The following is an 18,940-nucleotide window of genomic DNA, read 5'->3' on the forward strand; positions in this document are numbered from 1 at the left end:
GCGGGAGCCTAGGCTGGAGTCGTGACCACGCGACTCGAAACCGGTTCCCCCGCTCCCGACTTCACCCTCGCCGACCAGGACGGCCGCGACGTCTCGCTCTCTGCGCTGCGCGGAGGCCGCGTCATCCTCTTCTTCTACCCGGAGGCGATGACCCCCGGGTGCACCACCGAGGCCTGCGACTTCCGCGACAGCCTCGCGCCCCTGCAGGCTGCGGGGTACACCGTGCTCGGCATCTCGCGCGACGAGCCCGAGAAGCTGCGCCGATTCCGCGAGCGGGACGGCCTGACGTACGACCTCCTCAGCGATCCCGATCACGCCGTGCACGAGGCGTACGGCGCGTGGGGAGAGAAGACGAACTACGGCAAGACGGTCGTCGGTGTCCTCCGGTCGACGTTCGTGGTCGGGCCGGACGGCACGGTCGAGCACGCGCTCTACAACGTGAAGGCCACCGGGCATGTCGCGCGCGTACGCGCGCTCGTCGGCCTCGGCGCCGCGTAGGCGGTCGTCGTCAGGCGGATGCCTCGTCCTTCGCCTCTCGACCCGCCGCGCGGACCGCGAGGATCAGCAGCACGAGGGTGCCCAGCGCCGGCGCGGCGAGGGCGAGCGCGGCCGTCGGCTCCGCATAGGCTCCCGTCGCGGCACCCAGCGCTACGGCGAGGATCAGCAGCTGCGTGACGATCGCGCCCGAGCGTCCCCACGATCGCCCGCGCCAGATCGCCACCGCGAACGCGACGACCGCTGCGGCGCCCACGGCGGTGAGCACGATGAGCGCGATGGCGCTGTCGATGGATGCGGTGTCGCCGGCCACGATCGCGACGATCTGCCACACGGTGAGCGCGCCGAGCCCGAGACCTTCGAGCGCGACGAGCACGGCGGCGACGCGGCCGATCGGGTTTGTTCGCATGGCTGGGAATCTTTCGGGTCGGGCGGGCGGCGATTGTGCGAACCCTCCATGTCGCAAAGGGAATGCTCAGCAAGATGCGCGGAATCCCGGCGCGGATCCCTTGATCTAGGTAAACCGCTGTGGGACGATTGGTTAAGCAGTGTGCTCCCACAGCGACGTGGGGCGAGCATCAACTCGCACTCCCACAGGGTACCGGACCCGAACCAGCACCCTCTTTTCTTCACAATTCCCCGCTATCAAGGAGCACCACCATGGACTGGCGCGACAAAGCCGCCTGCCTGACCGTCGACCCCGAGCTGTTCTTCCCCGTGGGGAACACCGGACCGGCCGTCGATCAGATCGAGAAGGCCAAGTCCGTCTGCGCACGGTGCACCGTCACCGAGATCTGCCTCCAGTACGCCCTCGAGACCGGCCAGGACTCGGGCGTGTGGGGCGGCCTGTCCGAAGACGAGCGCCGCGCGCTCAAGCGTCGCGCCGCCCGCGCCCGCCGCGCGTCTTGACGCGAGAGGCCGCGCCTCAGGCGCCGCTGCGCTCGATGTAGCGCAGCGGGATATCGATCGTCACCTCGGTTCCGCTGCCCATGATGGTGTGCCAGTCGATCGTTCCGCCGAGCTCGCCCTGGATCAGGGTGCGCACGATCTGCGTGCCGAGCCCGCGCCCGACCTGACCCTCCGGCAGTCCCGACCCGGTGTCGCGCACACGGACGGCGAGATGCTCGTCGGAGCGTTCGGCGATGATCTCGACGTCACCCTCCTGGCCAGCCAGCCCGTGCTCGACCGCATTGGTGACGAGCTCGGTCAGTGCAAGCGCGAGAGGCGTGGCGTATTCGCTCGGGAGGGTGCCGAATCGACCGCTCGAGTGGGTGCGCGCCCGCGTGTTGGGGGCGGCGGCGACCTCGGCGACGAGCTTCAGCACCCGCGCGAACACCTCGTCGAAGTCGACGTTCTGCGCGAGGCCCTCCGAGAGGGTGTCGTGCACGACGGCGATGGCCGAGACGCGTCGCATCGCCTGCGTGAGGGCCTCACGCGCCTCCTCGGTGTGCGAGCGGCGCGCCTGGATCCGCAGAAGCGAGGCCACCGTCTGCAGGTTGTTCTTCACCCGATGATGGATCTCGCGGATCGTCGCGTCCTTGGTGATGAGCTCCTGCTCCTGGTGTCGGATCTCGGTCACGTCGCGGCACAGCACGATCGCGCCGATGCGCGTGCCGCGGTCGCGCAGCGGGATGGTGCGCAGCGACACGGTGACGCCGCGTGCTTCCAGGTCGGCCCGCCACGGCGCCCGGCCGGTCACGACCACCGGCAGTGACTCGTCGAACTGGCGCTTGGTCGGCAGGATCTTCGTCACCACCTCGACCAGGGATTCGCCCTCGAGTTCGTCGTCGAAGCCGAGCCGGTTGAACGCCGACAGCGCGTTGGGGCTCGCGAAGGTGGTGATGCCGTCGACGTCGAGGCGCACGAGTCCGTCGGACGCGCGAGGCGCTCCGCGTCGCGGAGACGTCGGGGCGGCCATGTCGGGGAAGTCCCCCGTCGCGATCATCCCGAACAGCTCGTCCGCGCAGTCGTTGAACGTGATCTGCTGGCGCGAGGGGGTGCGCGCCTCGCCGAGGTTCGTGTGGCGCGTCAGCACGCCGATCGCCCGCGGGGGTTCGTTGCCGCCCGACCGCACCACCGGTACGGCGCGCACGCGGGTCGGGGTCTCCTCGAACCAGTCCGGTGACGCCGAATCGACGATGCGTCCCGACTGGAAGGCGTCGCGCACCTGCGTGCGCCACTGCGGCCGCACGCGGTCGCCCACGATGTCGCGGTAGAACAGCGTCGCCGCGCCGCTCGGCCGTGTGTGCGCGACGGCGACGAAGGAGTCATCGGATGTCGGAACCCACAGCACGATGTCGGCGAACGCGAGATCGGCGAGAAGCTGGCCGTCGCCGGCGAGGCGGTGGAGCCACTCCACGTCCTCGGCGCTCGAACGGCCCTGGGCGTACACGAGATCGCTGAGGGTCGACACGCATCTCAGCCTAGACGGCGGCTGCCGCGCCTCCCGCGCGGTCGTCGCGGCGCGACCCCCTCCCGCCCCGGCGCGACGATCGCCGCCTCCGGCGCGCCCTCTCCGAGTCGGCGGCGCCGACGGAACGGCGGCGCAACCCCGCGTGACCGGCGACGACCGCCTCGCCGACGAATCTCCGCAGGGCCAGGGTGAACGACGACTTCGGCGAGACGACGGCGATGGGCTGTGCCGCGAGGAGCGCCGCGTCGGCTGATCTGCAGTCGAGGGGGAGGAACCAGACGTCGCGCACCCCGCCGAAGCGATCGAGGGTGCGCCGCACCTGACCGCGCGCATCGACACCGAGGGTGGCAGGCCTCAGCCGGTTCGCGAGGACGGCGATCGGAGTCGATCCGACCACCTCGCGCAGCTCTGCGTGACCGCGCAGGAAGCGGGCCACCCCGACCGGATCCGCGGCGGCGACCGCGACGACGAGGTCCGCGGCGCGAAGAGTGGCCAGGGTTGCGGCATTGCGCCGCGGACCGTCGAGGTCGCTGACGATCTCCTCGTCACGCTCCAGCGGCGCGGCCACGTCGACCACCACGTAGTCCGCCCATTCACGGCACACCCGCAATGCCCCGGTCACCCGCTCATCGGTCAGCTCGGGCCAGCGGCTCGGTCGGTTGAGCCCGGTCAGAACGTCGACCCCGGTCCGCCCGAGCGGCGTGCTCACGCGGGACAGCTCCCGGGGGTCGAGACCGCCGAGCACCGCCTGCCGGCACGCGGCGGCGAACCCCGGCCCTTCGTCTGCCAGCCCGAGGGCCATGGCGAGCGACGCGGCATGGCTGTCGGCGTCGACGAGCCCGACGTGACGCCCACCGCGCGCCAACTCGACGGCGAGCTCGATCGCGATCGTCGAGCGCCCCGGTGAGCCCGTCGGCCCCCACACCGCGATCACCCGCGGCCCCGCGTCGGTGGAGCGGTCCGGCGCCGGGCGTGACGGCACGGACGTCAGCGCGTCGGAGACCCGCCACGCCTCGACTGCCGACGACAGCGGGTGCTCCAGTCCGAAGGTCTGCGCCAGCCTCTCGTCGGCGCCGTCGGCGCACAACGGCACGATGCGCGTCCCCACGCGGTCGCACATCCCCACGACGGCGCCGGTGACGGTGTCGCGGCGCACCTCCAGCACGACGGCGTCCGCGTCCGCCACCGCGCCCAGGAGCGGCTCAGCGCGGTCGGCGAGGAGACCGTCCTGCGCGGCGAGCGCGAGCGACCCGGCGGGCACCGCGGCGAGGATCTCATGTCCTTCGCGCTCCAGCCCCCGTGCGAGCACATCGGGTGCGTCCATCGCGACGACGACCCTCACGGCGCACCGCCGACGGCCGGGACGACCGAGAGCGCCGAGCCGTTCGACAGCGCGGCGAGCACCGCCGCGACGTCGGCGCGTGGAACCACCACTTCCAGTCGCGCCGACCCGCCTCCCATCATCGATTCGTCGCGCTCGACCGATACGACGACGGCGTCCGCCACCAGGATGCGCGGATCATCGTAGGCCCCGGCGTCCTGCAACGGCGCGCTCCAGACCTCCACGACATCGCCGGCCCCGACGGACGCCGGCACGTCGACGGAGCTCTCCACGACGAGGGATGTCGTCCGCAACCGATCGGATGGCCCGAGCGCATCCGCGGGGACCAGTTCGCCCGCCGGGATCGTGCGCGTCGCGACGAGGCCGTCCGTCCAGGCGGCGGGTGCGAGGTACGCGTCGCCGAGGGAGCCGAGACTCACGTCCACCGTCCGCAGATCGTCGGCCGCCACCGGCTGACCCGCGACGATCGTGCGGGAGGCGGCGAAGGCCGGCGCCGTCTGCCGGGCGGCGCTGACGACGAACCAGACCCCGGCGACCGAGGTGACGATGAGCAGGATGCCCAGCAGGAATCTCGCGTCGCCCCAGAAGGCGCGACGGGAGGAGCGAACGGGATCGGCTGATGACATGATCCCATCGTGGCCGCGATGGGCGGAGGGCCGTTTCCGTTATCCACAGCGGATGTCCCGGCCGGTGCTCGCCTGCCTGGCAGGGCCATAATGGGGTCATGCCCGAGATTCCGACGTCGGACGTGCGCATGCTCGCTCCCGCGCAGGTGGGCGAGGTGCTCGGCGTCTCGGTCGACGAGGTCATGAGCCTCGTCATGGAAGGGCAGCTTCGCGGTGCCCGGGTCGGCTCGCCCGCACGCTGGCGTGTGGAAGAGACCAGCGTGGCGAACTATCTCGACGATCAGGCCGAGGACGCCCGGCGCATCGCCCTGTGGCAGCAGGCGCAGAACGCGAGCTTCCCTGAGCTCTGGGGATCAGGTCCGGTTCGTCACGCCGATTGACGCGGGCTCGTCCCGAAGACCGCGGGCACCGTGTCGACCCGGACGCACGCGATCGCCGCGAAGGGCACGATGCGGTGGCCCGTGACGGCGTCTCTCCGGCGCGGCGCGCCGGGGTCGTGCAGCGCGAGGTCGAGGTGGTCGGCCCCCGCGCGGTCGATCGTCCCGTGGAGGATCGACCCGTCGACCCGGTGAAGGGAGACTCCGGCCCTGCGCCGGGCGAGGTCGCGTGCGACGAACCCGAAGGTGACACGGTCGACGAGCGCCGGAGCGGGAGACGCCGCTCCGGCGCTGCGGACCAGATCGCCCCGCGCGACCCCGATCCCGCGAATGGATGCCACGGGGAGGACGTCCGCGCCGCGCCGACGGTCGTCCGGCTCGACCACCACGCAGTCCGACCCGGTCCCGATGAGGCGGCCCCGGACGGCGACCCCGCCGATGAGCTCGAGCGAGACCACGGGCGCGGACTCCCCCTCGTCCGACAGAGCCCGCAGGCGGGTGATCAGCGTGACGCGCGAGATCCGCAGCCGCTCGGACTCGGTCGCGAGCGCGGCGTTCTCAGCCGCCCGCTCGGAGGCGAGCTGATGCTCGAGGTCAGCGAAGAAGTCGTCCCAGCGCACCCCGCGACACTAGGCGATCGCGGCGCACGGACGGAGAAGTTATCCACAAGCGGTTGTCTCGGCTCCGACGACGCTCCCGGCTGTGGTCTACTGGGTGCCGACATCCCCCCATGTCCTTGATAGGTATTCATGGCAACGTCGCCCGCGGGCATTGCCCGTGTTCTCAGCGCGCCGGCCAACGCGGTGGAGCTCTCCGAGTTCTTCGCACCGCAGCGGACCCCCTCGACCGCGCTGCCCGATCCCCAGCCATTCCTGCGGAACCTGACACGGGGTGTGCTCGAGGTGCTGGCCGGTGTGCGCGAGGTCGACCAGCTCGCGCGCTGGCTCACCGAAGACCCGTACCGCAAGCTGTCGACCCGCGCGAACCTCGCGACGCGCGCCCGCAGCGCGCGGGGCGTTCCGGCACGCAGACCGGTTCACACGATCCTCTCGGTGCACGCGTCCACGCCGGCGGACGGGGTGGTCGAAGCGGTCGTCATCGTGCAAGGACCCGCCCGCACGCGAGCGGTCGCGATGCGCCTGGAAGGCATCGATCGGCGCTGGCGCGCGACATCTCTCGCCCTGCTGTAGCCGGGCCGTCGATCGTCGGGGCGGTCAGCCGCCGTCGTCGATCAGGTCGAGGAGCGACCGGCACGCGTCGCGGATCGTGTCATGTCCGAATTGACCGGCACGGCTCTCCGCCGCGATCACCCCCGAGCGGTGGACGCGTCGGAAGTCCCCGATCGGAAACGACCATGCCTGCTTGGTCTGGCGGCTCTCCGACTTGTCCACACCCAGGTGCCAGTGAGCGTAGGCCGTCCAGCCGTCGCTCTCGATGAAGCCGTTCTCCTCGTCGGGCGTCGGCGCCGCCTCCGACCAGTCACCCTGCTCGTCACGCACCACTTTTCCCTCGCGCACCAGCGCGCGCGCCTGGCGGAGGGCCGGTCGGTTCAGTTCGATAGCCATGCCGCCACGCTAGGAGCGTCGCGGCGCACGGGCCAGCGGGTTGACGCGGCGCCGCGGGTCACTGCCGATATGACGACAGGAAGTTCCCCAGCCGCTCGATCGCCTCGGTGAGCACGCGCGCCTCGGGCAGCGTGACGATGCGGAGGTGGTCCGGGGTCGGCCAATTGAAGCCGGTGCCCTGAACGAGGAGGACGTGCTCGGCGACGAGGAAGTCGTAGACGAGTTTGGCGTCGTCACGGATGTCGTGGACCTCGGGGTCCAGCCGCGGGAACGCGTAGAGGGCGCCTTCCGGCCGCACGCACGTCACGCCGGGGATGGCCTCGAGGCCCGCCCACGCCGCGTCGCGCTGCTCGTGGAGGCGGCCCGTGGGCGCGATGAGCGCGTCGATCGACTGCACGCCCGACAGCGCCGCCTGAACGGCGTGCTGCGCGGGGACGTTCGGGCACAGGCGCGTCGACGCAAGCAGCGTGATCCCCTCGAGGAACCCCGCCGCGTGCGCCTTCGGGCCCGTGATGACGAGCCATCCCGAACGGTACCCGGCGACGCGATACGTCTTGGAGAGCCCGTTGAACGTGAGCACCAGCAGGTCGGGTGCAACCGACGCCATGGGGATGTGAACCGCGTCGTCGAAGAGGATGCGGTCGTAGATCTCGTCCGCGAGCACGAGCAGGGAGTGCTCCCGCGCGATCTCGGCGATCCCCTCGAGCACCTCCCGCGAGTACACCGCCCCGGTCGGATTGTTGGGGTTGATGACGACGATCGCCTTGGTGCGCGGCGTCACCTTGGCGCGGATGTCGTCGAGGTCGGGCTGCCAGCCGTTGGCCTCGTCGGCGAGATAGTGCACCGGCGTTCCGCCTCCGAGGCTCGTCATCGCCGTCCACAGCGGATAGTCCGGGGCGGGGATGAGGACCTCATCCCCCTCGTCGAGCAGCGCCTGCATCACCATCGTGATGAGCTCGGAGACGCCGTTGCCCAGGTAGACATCCTCCGGGCCGAACGGCGGGAAGGTGGGGTCCTCCTCGTACCGGTAGACCACGGCGCGGCGGGCGGCCATGATGCCGCGGCTGTCGCTGTACCCGTGCGCGTGGGGAACCGCTTCGATCATGTCGCGCACGATCTGGAACGGCGCCTCGAATCCGAACACCGCCGGGTTGCCGGTGTTCAGCTTGAGGATCGTGTGGCCTTCGTTCTCCAGCCGATCGGCTTCGACCAGTGCCTGCCCGCGGATCTCGTAGAGGACGTGCTTGAGCTTGCCGGACTGGTCGAGCGGGCGGAGGGGACTCATCGGCCCAGGATATCGAGGCTCGGCGGTGGCCAATCGACGCCGGGTGGCCCGGGCGGCGCTGTGCGACGCCCCGGGCGCACCTCAGCGCTTCTTCTGTCCGGCGGCCCGGCGCTGCGCGCGATTCTGGGGAGTCTGCTGCGGTGCGGCGGCCGGAGCATCCGTCCGCTGACCGAAGGCGCCGCGCTGGGTCTCGGGCGCGGGCGCGGGTGCGGCGGCGGTCTGACCGGATGCCGCGGCCGCCGCAGCGGCCTGACGGAGCCGATTCGTCGCCGCCTGCTGCACCTGACCACGGTCGTTGCGGACCTCGACCTCGCCGGCGTCGTTGGCCGCCGAGTACTCGAGCCGCTGGCCCTCGACGGGCTGGCCGCCCAGACCCTTGGCCTCGACCTCGGCCTCGCCCTCGCCCTGCCGGCGAACCTCGACCTCGAGGTTGTAGAGGTAGCCGACGGACTCCTCCTTGATCTGCCCCATCATGGCCTGGAACATCTGATAGCCCTCGCGCTGGTACTCGATCAGCGGGTCGCGCTGGGCCATGGCGCGCAGGCCGATGCCGTCCTTGAGGTAGTCCATCTCGTAGAGGTGGTCGCGCCAGCGGCGATCGAGCACCTGAAGGACGACGCGCCGTTCGAGCTCACGTGTGGCCGCCGATCCGAGGGTCTCCTCGCGCTTGGCGTAGGCGATGCGGGCGTCAGAGAGGATCTCGCGCTTGAGACCCTCGGACGTGATGCCGCCCTTGCGCCCGGCGGCCTCCGCGACGACCTCGTCGATCGTGACGCTCACCGGGTAGAGGGTCTTGAGCTCGGTCCACAGCGCGTCGAAGTCCCAGCTCTCGTTGTGCCCGGAGCCGGTGTGGTCGTCGATGACGGCGTTGATTGCGTCCTCGATGAAGTGCTGCACGCGGTCGGCGATGTCGTCGCCCTGGAGCATGTGACGGCGATCGGAGTAGATCGCCTCGCGCTGGCGGTTGAGGACGTCGTCGTACTTGAGGACGTTCTTGCGGATCTCGGCGTTGCGCGCCTCGACCTGGCTCTGCGCGGACTTGATCGCGCGGGTCACCATGCCGGACTCGATCGCGACGTCGTCGGGGAAGTTGGTGCGCGCGAGGATCGCCTCGGCGGCTCCGGACTGGAACAGGCGCATGAGGTCGTCGGTGAGAGACAGGTAGAAACGGCTCTCGCCGGGGTCGCCCTGACGGCCGGAGCGCCCTCGCAGCTGGTTGTCGATGCGGCGCGACTCGTGGCGCTCGGTGCCCAGCACGTAGAGGCCGCCGGCCTCGACGACCTTGGCGCCCTCCTCGGCGACGCGCTCACGGACCGCTTCGTAGACGGCGTCCCACTCGGCCTCGTACTCGTCGGGCGTCTCGACGGGGTCGAGTCCCTTCGCCTTCATCTCCTGCACCGCGAGGAACTCCGCGTTGCCGCCGAGCATGATGTCGGTGCCGCGCCCGGCCATGTTGGTGGCCACGGTGACCGCGCCGAGCCGCCCGGCCCGGGCGACGATCTCGGCCTCCCGCGCGTGGTTCTTGGCGTTGAGCACCTCGTGCTTGATGCCCTTCTTGGCGAGCAGCCGCGAGAGGTACTCGCTCTTCTCGACGCTCACGGTGCCCACGAGCACGGGCTGGCCCTTCGCGTGGCGCTCGGCGATGTCCTCGACCACCTGTCCGAACTTCGCCTGCTCGTTCTTGTAGACGAGATCGGGCTGATCCTTGCGGATCATCGGCTTGTTGGTCGGGATCGCGACGACGCCGAGCTTGTAGGTCGACATGAACTCGGCGGCCTCGGTCTCGGCGGTACCCGTCATGCCGGCGAGCTTCTCGTACAGCCGGAAGTAGTTCTGCAGCGTCACCGTGGCGAGCGTCTGGTTCTCGGCCTTGACCGGCACCGCTTCTTTGGCCTCGATGGCCTGGTGGATGCCCTCGTTGTACCGGCGACCGACGAGGATGCGGCCGGTGTGCTCGTCGACGATCATCACCTCGTCGTTCATCACGACGTAGTCGGTGTCGCGCTTGAACAGCGCGAGCGCCTTGATCGAGTTGTTGAGGAACGAGATGAGGGGCGTGTTGGCCGACTCGTACAGGTTGTCGATGCCGAGATAGTCCTCGACCTTCTCGATGCCCGGTTCGAGCACGCCGATGGTGCGCTTCTTCTCGTCGACCTCGTAGTCGACGCCCGCTTCGAGGGTCTTGGCGATCTTGGCGAACTCGACGAACCACCGGTTGGCCTCGCCCGAGGAGGGGCCCGAGATGATGAGCGGGGTGCGGGCCTCGTCGATGAGGATGGAGTCGACCTCGTCGACGATCGCGAAGAAGTGGCCGCGCTGGACGAGGTCCTCCTTGCGCCACGCCATGTTGTCGCGCAGGTAGTCGAAGCCGAACTCGTTGTTGGTGCCGTAGGTGATGTCGGCGTTGTACTGCTCGCGGCGCACGTCGGGGGTCTGACCGGCGACGATGATGCCGGTCGTCATGCCGAGGGCGCGGTAGATGCGGCCCATCAGCTCGGCCTGGTAGGACGCCAGGTAGTCGTTGACGGTGATGACGTGCACGCCCTTGCCGGCGATCGCGTTGAGGTACACCGGGAACGCGCCGGTCAGGGTCTTGCCCTCACCGGTCTTCATCTCGGCGATGTTGCCGAGATGGAGCGCCGCGCCGCCCATGATCTGGACGTCGTAGGCGCGCTGACCGAGGGTGCGCTTGGCCGCCTCTCGCACCGCGGCGAAGGCCTCGGGCATCAGCTGGTCGAGCGTGGCGCCGGCGTCGAAGCGCGCGCGGAGCTCTGCGGTCTCACCGCGCAGTTCCTCATCGGTGAGGTGGGCGTAGTCCTCTTCGAGGGCGTTGACGGCCTTCACGACCTGCTGGAGCCGCCGGAGGATGCGACCCTCGCCGGCGCGAAGCAGTTTCTCGAGGGGGTTGGCCACGGAGTGTCTCCATCTGTCGGGTGTGGCGCCACGGCGCCGATGCCGCCCGGGGCGCGGACCCCAGGCATACCTGCCCATGTTATCCGCCCGTGACCTTGACGTGCGCTGGGTGTGAGCCCAGCACTCCGCCCCTCGCGAACATGCCGAGAAGCGGCATCCGCTCGAACATTCCCGGTATGCATATACTCGGCATGTACATACCCGGTATGCACCGGCGACGACGGGAGACACGATGTCGGTTCGACAGAGCCTGCTGGCCATCCTCGATCAGGGACCCTGCTACGGGTATCAGCTGCGGGCCGAGTTCGATCGGCGGACGGGCTCGACGTGGCCGCTCAACGTCGGGCAGATCTACAACACGCTCGACCGCCTCGAGCGCGACGGGCTCGTGGCGAAGGGCGATGTCGACGAGCACGGTCACGTGTACTGGCAGATCACGGATGCCGGATCCGTCGAGGTCCACCGCTGGCTCGCCTCCCCCGTGGAGCGGTCGCAGGGCACGCGGGACGAGCTCGCCGTCAAGCTGGCCGTCGCGGCGACCCTCCCGGGAGTCGACGTGGCCGGGATCATCCAGACCCAGCGGCGCGCGTCGCTGGCGCAGCTGCAGTCGCTGAACCGCGCGAAGTACGCCGGTGCGAACCCCGACGGACCCGAGGAGCTCGCGTGGTCGCTCGTGGTCGACTCGATGATCTTCGCCGCCGAGGCGGAGGTGCGGTGGCTCGATCACACCGAGCAGCGGCTCGCCCTGCACCCCGACCACGCGATGGCGCTCGAGCTGTCGACCGAGAAGCCCAAGCGAGGGCGGCCGGTGAAGGCCGGGACGTCCCTCGAGGAGGCGGCGCGATGAGCGAGGCGGTCCTGCGCCTGATCGGCGTCACCCAGCAGTACGGTTCCGGCCCGACGGCGGTCTCGGCTCTGTCGGGCGTCGACCTCGCGGTCCGCAAGGGCGAGCTCGTCGCTGTCATGGGGGCCTCCGGATCGGGCAAGTCGACCCTGCTGTCCATCGCGGGCGGCCTCGCGACCCCGACGACCGGGGAGGTCGTGATCGAAGGGCAGCACCTGAGCGCGCAGAGCCCGAAGGCGCTCGCGGCGCTGCGTCGCCGCTCGCTCGGCTTCGTGTTCCAGGACTTCAACCTGATCCCGACTCTCACTGCGATCGAGAACGTGATCCTCCCGCTCGAACTCGACGGGTTCTCCCGCCGCGTCGCACACCGTGCGGGGCGCGACGCGCTCCAGTCCGTCGGACTCGACGACAAGCTCCACTCCTATCCCGACGACCTCTCCGGGGGCCAGCAGCAGCGCGTGGCCATCGCGCGCGCGGTGGTCGGCGGACGCCGGCTCATCCTCGCCGATGAGCCGACCGGCGCTTTGGACTCGGTCACGGGCGAACTCGTGCTGCGCGTGCTGAGGAGCCGGGTGGATGCCGGAGCCGCCGCGATCCTCGTGACGCACGAGGCCCGCCACGCCGCGTGGGCGGACCGCATCGTCTTCCTGCGCGACGGCCGCATCGTCGACGAGTCCCGCCGCGACGGCGCCGATGCGCTCCTGGCGGACGCACGGTGACGCCCGGGACGGACGCGCCGGCCGAGGCATCCGCCCTCCCGGCGCGCGGGGTGGTGCGACGGCGCCGCAGCGGGTGGCGGCGCCTGCGGACCGACGTGCGGCTCGCGCGACGACAGGTGCGCCGCACGAAAGGGTCGAGCGCGCTCGTGATGCTCCTCGTGCTCCTGCCGGTGACGGGGCTCGCCGGCGGCGCGATCTTCTGGCAGAGCCACGTGCCCAGTCCCGAGCAGTCCGCGACGCTCGAGCTCGGACGCGCGGACACGTGGATCCAGGTCGTCGGCGGCCCGGATCCGACACGCTGGCAGGCGGTCGACATCCCCTGGGACAACGGTGTCGAGGTCGACGACGCGGGGCGACCGGTGAACCCGGAGGAGGCGCAGCCCGAAGGTCCTCCGGCGCAGATCCCCGCGGGCAGCACCGTTCACGAGGTCATCGAGTGGGGTTCGGCGTACGTCGAGACGGAGCGCGGTGTGGGCAATGTCACCGTGTCGGCGGGGGATGTCTGGGACGACGTGTTCGCGGGGCGCTACGTCGCGCTCTCGGGGACCGCGCCCACCTCTTCCGACGAGGCGATGGTCTCCCCCGGGCTCCTCGAGCGACTCGGAGCCGACGTCGGAGACGAGGTGGTGCTGATCGACGCCGACCGCGCGTTCACGATCACCGGCACGATCCGAGTGGCGGACGCGATGCCCGAATCCGAGGAGCTCTTCCTCCCCGCGCGCGCTTCCGAGCTCGTCGAAGGGCAGACCCGCTGGTTCGTCGAGGGGTGGCAGCCGGATGAGGCGGAGCTGAGCGAACTCAATCGCGCCGGCTACGTCGCCTATGCCCGCGAGCTCGCGATCGACCCACCGCCGGGCGCACGCACGAGCACGTGGGTCACCGGGTCCGGGACGGACGCCTCCCTGCTCACAACGGGGCTCCTGCTCGCCGCCTTCAGCGGGTATCTGGTGGTGCTGCTCGCCGGCGCGGCTTTCGCCGTCTCGGCCCGGCGCCAGCACCAGTCGCTGGCCGTGGCCGCGAGCGTGGGAGCCGCCCGCGCCGACATCTTCCGCGTGGTGGTCATGCAGGGGACGGTGCTGGGCGGCGCGGCCGGTGTGATCGGCATCGCACTGGGCGCGGGGTTCGCCTGGGTGGCGCTCGAGCTGACCGACGCCGGCGCGCTGAACTCGTTCTGGGGCAACTGGGGATACAAGGTGCCGTGGCTTCTGCTGGCCGGGATCCTCGGATTCGCCGTGCTCACCGGCACGCTCTCCGCCGTCGCGCCGGCGCGCGCCTCGACGCGGGGCGATGTGCTGGGGGCGCTTCGCGGTTCGCGGCGCCCGACGGTGCTGAAGCGCAAGCGGCCGTGGTGGGGACTCGCCTTCATGATCGCCGGGCTCGTCGCGACGGTGGCCGGGGCGATCGGGATGGTCATCCTCGACGCACCCACGGCAGGCGAGGCATCCCTCCCCCTGCGCTCGGTCGCGCTGTTCGCGATCGCGCTCGGACCGATCGTGTTCCAGCTCGGGTTCCTGTTCGCCGGCCACTGGGTGCTCGTCACGGTCTCCCGGCCGCTCTCGCGTCTCGGACTGGCCCCGCGGCTCGCCGGACGCGACTCGGCCGCCAACCCCGCGCGCGTCGTCCCGGCATTCGCGGCGATCGCGGCGTGCGTGTTCCTGGCCTCCTACGCGATCTCGACCACGGCGCTCACGTCCGCGCAGAACGAGCGGATGTACTGGTACAACGGACCGCTCGGGAGCGTCACGGCCTCGGTGTACGAGACCGGCGAGCCCACGGGCGCGCTGCTCTCGACAGCGGAGGAGATCCTCGCTCCGACCCAGCCCGTCGCATCGGCCGTCGTCGAGGCGCCGACCTCCCCCGCCTACGACCCGCGGACCGGCCAGCCTGATGATCCCGACCACCCGTTATGGGCGGTCGCCGGGCAGCCGTGGCCAGGCTGCGCGGACTGCGCGACGGATCCCTCCTCGGCGATGAACGGACAGCTGTCGATCGTCGACGCCGCCGACGTGAGCCTCGTGCTCGACCACCCGGTCGGAGCCTCGGACCTCGCGGCGTATCGCGACGGCGCCGCGCTCGTGACCGGCGACGGCTACGTCTCCCGCGGAGGCGAGGTCGTCCTCACCCGCTGGACCGTAGAGAGCCAGGAGGACTTCTCGAACGCGATGATGGCGATCGACTGGCAGGCTCCCGAGGACCAGCGCTTCGCGCATCTCCCTCGCGCCGACGCCGAGATCCCCCTCCCCGGCCTGCGGGTCGACACGGGCGCGTCGTCGATGTTCCAGGTGATGATCGCCCCTGAGACCGCGGCGTCGCTCGGGATCCACTCGACCCCTTCCTCGCTCGTCGCGACGTACGACGAGGCCCTGTCCGATGCGACGCTCGACCGGCTCAATCTCGAGGCCCAGTCCGTGCGCCTTCCCGACGGGGCGTACCTGTGGTTCCAGGTCGAGCGCGGCCCGGCGCCGATCGCTCCGTGGCTGTGGCTGATCGTCGGCGTCGCCGCCGTGCTGGTGATCGGCGCGAGCGCCGTCGTCCTCGGCCTCGCACGCTTCGAACGCCGACCCGACGACGCGACCCTCACCGCCGTGGGCGGCTCGCGCGGGCTGCGCCGGCGCGTCAACGCGTGGCAGGCGGCGATCATCGTCGGCATCGGCGCGGTCGTGGGAACCCTGTCCGGCCTCATCCCGGTGTGGGGCACGGCGCAGTCGTCGGCCGGCGCGCAGAACCTTCCGGACCTTCCCTGGCCGTGGCTCGGAATGCTGGCGATCGGCCTTCCCGTCGCCATCACCCTCGTCGCGTGGCTCGTGCCGCCGCGGCATCCCGAACTCACCCGCCGCACCGCGATCGCCTGAGGCCACGCCGATCGCGCGGCGGAACGAGACCAACCGGCCGCGCCGGACACATAAGAGACGAACCGTCGGAGAGGACGAACCATGACCCCCGCAGTGCCTTCCATCGATCCCGCCGCCCTCCACCTGCCCCCGACCGAGCCGATCGACATCACGGAGCTCGTCGAGCAGGCGGTGCATCCGCGGTCGGCGTGAGGCCTTCCCGCGGCCGCATGCTGTCGTCTCCCAGCCGGCGGGCACTACCCTGAAGCGTGACCGAAACCGATACCCCGATCGAGGACGAGGCCCCCGTCGAGCCCGCCGAGATCACGTTCTCCGACCTCGGACTGGGCGATGCGGTGCTCAAGGCGCTGCGGGACGTCGGGTACGAGACGCCGTCGGCGATCCAGGCCGCGACCATCCCCACGCTCCTCGGCGGCCGTGACGTCGTCGGGCTCGCGCAGACCGGCACCGGCAAGACAGCCGCTTTCGCGCTGCCGATCATCGACCGGCTCGACCTGTCGCAGAAGAACCCGCAGGCCCTCGTTCTCGCCCCCACCCGCGAGCTCGCGCTCCAGGTCTGCGAGGCGTTCGAGAAGTACGCCTCGCACCTCAAGGGCGTGCACGTCCTGCCGGTCTACGGCGGGCAGGGGTACGGGGTGCAGCTGTCGGCGCTCCGTCGCGGTGTGCACATCATCGTCGGCACCCCGGGGCGCATCATGGACCACCTCGACAAGGGCACCCTCGACCTGTCGGAGCTGCAGTACCTCGTGCTCGACGAGGCCGACGAGATGCTCAAGATGGGCTTCGCCGAGGACGTCGAGACGATCCTCGCGGAGACCCCCGACACCAAGCAGGTCGCGCTCTTCTCGGCCACGATGCCCGCCGCGATCCGCCGCATGTCGAAGCAGTACCTCCACGATCCGGAGGAGATCACGGTCAAGGCCAAGACCACGACGTCGGCCAGCATCGCCCAGCGCTACCTCATCGTCTCCTTCGCGCAGAAGATGGACGCCCTCACGCGCATCCTCGAGGTCGAGAACTTCGACGGCATGATCGTCTTCGGCCGCACCAAGAGCGTCACCGAGGAGATCGCCGAGAAGCTCCGCGCGCGCGGCTACTCCGCCGCGGCCATCAACGGCGACGTCGCGCAGGTCCAGCGCGAGCGGACCGTGAACCAGCTCAAGTCCGGCAAGCTCGACATCCTCGTCGCAACCGACGTCGCCGCGCGCGGCCTCGACGTGGAGCGCATCTCGCACGTGGTCAACTTCGACATCCCGACCGACACCGAGTCGTACGTGCACCGCATCGGGCGCACCGGACGCGCCGGACGCTCGGGAGACGCGATCAGCTTCGTCACGCCGCGCGAGCGCGGCCTGGTCCGTGCGATCGAGCGCGCGACGCGCCAGGAGCTCACCGAGATGCAGCTGCCCAGCGTCGACGAGGTCAATGTCACGCGCCTGTCGCGCTTCGACGACCGGATCACCGCCGCGCTCGCCGAGACCGAGCGCATCGATGGCTTCCGCGACATCGTGGCCCACTACGTGCGCAACCACGATGTTCCCGAAGTGGATGTCGCCGCCGCCCTCGCCGTGGTCGCCCAGGGCGAGTCTCCTCTCCTCCTCGAGCCCGACCCCGCGCCGAGTGCGCGACCCTTCCGCGACCGCGAAGACCGTGACCGCCCGGGCCGTGGCGATCGCGACGATCGCCCGCCGCGCCGGGAGCGCACCCCGCGCGAGGGCATGGCGACCTACCGGATCGCCGTCGGCAAGCGCCACCGCGTCGAGCCGCGCCAGATCGTCGGCGCGCTGGCCAACGAGGGAGGGCTGCGCCGCGACGACTTCGGGGCGATCCAGATCCGCCCCGACTTCTCGCTGGTCGAGCTTCCCGCCGACCTGCCGCGCGGCACGCTCGAGAAGCTCACCGACACCCGCATCTCGGGGCGCCTCATCGAGCTTCGCCTCGACACCGGCGGCCCCGGCCGTCGCCGCGACGATCGCCCTCGGTACGACGAACGCCCCGCCAAGAAGCCCCGGCACCGGAGCGCCGACCGCGACCACTGATCAGTTCGTGTGGTGGACGCAGGGTTCGGCTCGGCCCCGCGATCAGCCGACTCCCCGGCGCCGAACATAGGATCTGATGCATGGCCGGATTCTGGGGCAAGCGCAAACGCGAACAGGAAGAACTCGAGGCGCAGGACGCCGACCTCGCGCGTCGGGCACGCACGGCCCTCGTCGGGGCGGACGAGCGCATCCGGGTGACCACCGACGAGCTCGTGTTCGCCGAGGCGGAGCTCGGAGTCGATGCGACCAAGGAGCTGCGGGAGGCCCTCGACGCCGTCCGCACGCACCTCGGCGAGGCTTTCCACCTTCACCAGCTGAACCACGACGAGATCCCCGACACACCCGAAGAGCTGCGCACGCGCAACGCGCGGATCGTTCAGCTGTGCGAGTGGGCCGAGGACCTGCTCGACGACCGTACGGAAGCCCTCGCAGCATCCATCGAGCGCGCCCGGCGCGCGCCGGAGATCATCGCGAAGGTGAGGGAGGATGCCGTGCGCCTGCGTACGCGGATCCCCCAGGCCCGCGAGACCGTCCAGCGCCTGGCGGCACGGTACTCGGCCGAGGCGCTCGCCCAGGTGGAGGCCAACCCGGCCGAGGCCGAGCAGCTTCTCGGGTTCGCCGAGCACAGCGCCGGCATCGCGGAGCGCCGGCGTGAGGCCGGTCAGCGCGAGCAGGCGAACCTGGCCCTCGAGGCCTGCGCCGAGGCCGCGCGCCGCGCCGCCACCCTCATCGACGCCGTCGAGACATTCGAGGTCGAGGCGCTCCGGGCGGAGTCCACCCTCGCCGCGATCGTCGAGGACTCCCGCGAGGACATCGCGGTCGCCCTCCGCGAGCCGCACACGCCCGCCGTGAGCGCGGCGATCGGAGACCTCCAAGCCGCTCTCGCGTCGCTTCCCGCCGCGGGCGTCAACACTGACCCGTTCGCCCTCCTCTCGCGGCTGCGCACCGCCAATGCCGCCCTCGACGAGGCGATCGCGAAGGCCCGCGAGCGCGCCGCGCGGCCGCTTCCGCCACTCGAGCACGTGCGCCACGCGATCGACGACGGCGACCGCCAGCTCGCCGTCGCGAAGGACGTCATCGCCGGGCACCGCGGGTGGATCGGCGCCGACGCGCGCACCCGTCTGGCCGAGGCCGAGCGCGTCCGCATCGACCTCGACCGGTACCTCGGCACTTCGGCCAGCGCGGCCACCGACATCGACGAGGACCACCGCGAGCAGGCGATGGCCATGGCGCGCCGTGTCGCCTTCCTCGCCGGCGAAGCACTGCAGCTCGCCCAGCGCGACATCGACTCATCGCGACCGCAGGGCGGCCCCGATCAGTGGGGCGGCGGCCCGCAGCAGGGCTGGGGCGGGGGTCGTCGCGGCGGCAGCGATCTGATGGGCGGCATCCTCGGCGGCCTCGTGATCGGCAGCATCCTCGACGGATTCATCGACTGATCCGCTCGACATGCGGATGCCCCGACCGTGTGGC

At 71.0% G+C, this 18,940-nt stretch carries 17 protein-coding genes; 9 read left to right on the forward strand and 8 right to left on the reverse strand.

Features of this window, described 5'->3' with window-relative positions:
* Positions 1-21 precede the first annotated feature (21 nt).
* Positions 22-498, forward strand: a complete 477-nt coding sequence (bcp, locus tag ACFQ0P_RS01355) for a thioredoxin-dependent thiol peroxidase (protein WP_204979938.1) — start codon at positions 22-24, stop codon at positions 496-498.
* 10 nt (positions 499-508) lie between these two features.
* Here the strand turns inward: bcp and ACFQ0P_RS01360 are convergent, their stop codons facing one another.
* Positions 509-904, reverse strand: a complete 396-nt coding sequence (locus ACFQ0P_RS01360; protein WP_204979939.1) for a histidine kinase — start codon at positions 902-904, stop codon at positions 509-511.
* 251 nt (positions 905-1,155) lie between these two features.
* On the opposite strand from ACFQ0P_RS01360, the gene ACFQ0P_RS01365 reads away from it, so the two are divergent.
* Entirely contained in the window at positions 1,156-1,404 is a 249-nt protein-coding gene (locus ACFQ0P_RS01365; RefSeq protein ID WP_018171995.1) for a WhiB family transcriptional regulator, read from the forward strand.
* Positions 1,405-1,420: 16 nt separating this feature from the next.
* On the opposite strand, the gene ACFQ0P_RS01370 is transcribed toward ACFQ0P_RS01365, so the two are convergent.
* The 3 genes from ACFQ0P_RS01370 to ACFQ0P_RS01380 are packed head-to-tail and all read right to left on the reverse strand — an operon-like array spanning position 1,421 to position 4,876.
* On the reverse strand, positions 1,421-2,908 hold the full coding sequence (locus tag ACFQ0P_RS01370; protein ID WP_204979940.1) for a sensor histidine kinase: 1,488 nt from the start codon (positions 2,906-2,908) through the stop codon (positions 1,421-1,423).
* Positions 2,909-2,918: 10 nt separating this feature from the next.
* On the reverse strand, positions 2,919-4,250 hold the full coding sequence (locus ACFQ0P_RS01375) for an AAA family ATPase (RefSeq protein ID WP_204979941.1): 1,332 nt from the start codon (positions 4,248-4,250) through the stop codon (positions 2,919-2,921).
* Complete coding sequence (locus tag ACFQ0P_RS01380) at positions 4,247-4,876, reverse strand: SAF domain-containing protein (protein ID WP_204979942.1); 630 nt, start codon at positions 4,874-4,876, stop codon at positions 4,247-4,249. The genes ACFQ0P_RS01375 and ACFQ0P_RS01380 overlap by 4 nt, the downstream gene beginning before the upstream one ends.
* 98 nt (positions 4,877-4,974) lie before the next feature.
* Here ACFQ0P_RS01380 and ACFQ0P_RS01385 point away from each other — a divergent pair, with 98 nt between their 5' ends.
* Complete coding sequence (locus tag ACFQ0P_RS01385) at positions 4,975-5,256, forward strand: helix-turn-helix domain-containing protein (protein WP_204979943.1); 282 nt, start codon at positions 4,975-4,977, stop codon at positions 5,254-5,256.
* On the opposite strand, the gene ACFQ0P_RS01390 is transcribed toward ACFQ0P_RS01385, so the two are convergent.
* Complete coding sequence (locus ACFQ0P_RS01390; RefSeq protein ID WP_204979944.1) at positions 5,244-5,873, reverse strand: hypothetical protein; 630 nt, start codon at positions 5,871-5,873, stop codon at positions 5,244-5,246. The two genes, ACFQ0P_RS01385 and ACFQ0P_RS01390, sit on opposite strands and share 13 nt — an antisense overlap.
* Before the next feature lie 129 nt (positions 5,874-6,002).
* Here ACFQ0P_RS01390 and ACFQ0P_RS01395 point away from each other — a divergent pair, with 129 nt between their 5' ends.
* Positions 6,003-6,443, forward strand: a complete 441-nt coding sequence (locus ACFQ0P_RS01395; RefSeq protein WP_204979945.1) for an Rv3235 family protein — start codon at positions 6,003-6,005, stop codon at positions 6,441-6,443.
* 24 nt (positions 6,444-6,467) lie between these two features.
* Here the strand turns inward: ACFQ0P_RS01395 and ACFQ0P_RS01400 are convergent, their stop codons facing one another.
* From ACFQ0P_RS01400 to secA, 3 genes are all read right to left on the reverse strand, one after another.
* The gene (locus ACFQ0P_RS01400) at positions 6,468-6,818 is read right to left on the reverse strand and encodes a hypothetical protein (protein WP_204979946.1); all 351 of its coding nucleotides are present in this window, start codon (positions 6,816-6,818) and stop codon (positions 6,468-6,470) included.
* 58 nt (positions 6,819-6,876) lie between these two features.
* Entirely contained in the window at positions 6,877-8,103 is a 1,227-nt protein-coding gene (locus ACFQ0P_RS01405) for a pyridoxal phosphate-dependent aminotransferase (protein ID WP_204979947.1), read from the reverse strand.
* Between the two features lie 81 nt (positions 8,104-8,184).
* The gene (gene secA / locus ACFQ0P_RS01410; protein WP_204979948.1) at positions 8,185-11,016 is read right to left on the reverse strand and encodes a preprotein translocase subunit SecA; all 2,832 of its coding nucleotides are present in this window, start codon (positions 11,014-11,016) and stop codon (positions 8,185-8,187) included.
* Positions 11,017-11,248: 232 nt separating this feature from the next.
* On the opposite strand from secA, the gene ACFQ0P_RS01415 reads away from it, so the two are divergent.
* From ACFQ0P_RS01415 to ACFQ0P_RS01435, 5 genes are all read left to right on the forward strand, one after another.
* A complete protein-coding gene (locus ACFQ0P_RS01415; RefSeq protein WP_204979949.1) occupies positions 11,249-11,863 on the forward strand; it encodes a PadR family transcriptional regulator in 615 nt (204 codons plus the stop codon).
* Positions 11,860-12,579, forward strand: coding sequence for an ABC transporter ATP-binding protein (locus ACFQ0P_RS01420; RefSeq protein ID WP_204979950.1), 720 nt, complete (start codon positions 11,860-11,862; stop codon positions 12,577-12,579). Before ACFQ0P_RS01415 ends, ACFQ0P_RS01420 begins: the two co-directional genes overlap by 4 nt.
* Complete coding sequence (locus tag ACFQ0P_RS01425; RefSeq protein WP_204979951.1) at positions 12,576-15,431, forward strand: ABC transporter permease; 2,856 nt, start codon at positions 12,576-12,578, stop codon at positions 15,429-15,431. Before ACFQ0P_RS01420 ends, ACFQ0P_RS01425 begins: the two co-directional genes overlap by 4 nt.
* A gap of 248 nt (positions 15,432-15,679) precedes the next feature.
* On the forward strand, positions 15,680-17,470 hold the full coding sequence (locus tag ACFQ0P_RS01430; protein WP_204979952.1) for a DEAD/DEAH box helicase: 1,791 nt from the start codon (positions 15,680-15,682) through the stop codon (positions 17,468-17,470).
* Between the two features lie 80 nt (positions 17,471-17,550).
* Positions 17,551-18,906: a hypothetical protein gene (locus ACFQ0P_RS01435; RefSeq protein WP_204979953.1), complete on the forward strand. Its 1,356-nt coding sequence runs from the start codon at positions 17,551-17,553 to the stop codon at positions 18,904-18,906.
* Positions 18,907-18,940: the final 34 nt, after the last annotated feature.

The sequence above is a fragment of the Microbacterium insulae genome, assembly GCF_042677065.1.
GTDB classification, from domain to species: Bacteria; Actinomycetota; Actinomycetes; order Actinomycetales; family Microbacteriaceae; genus Microbacterium; species Microbacterium insulae.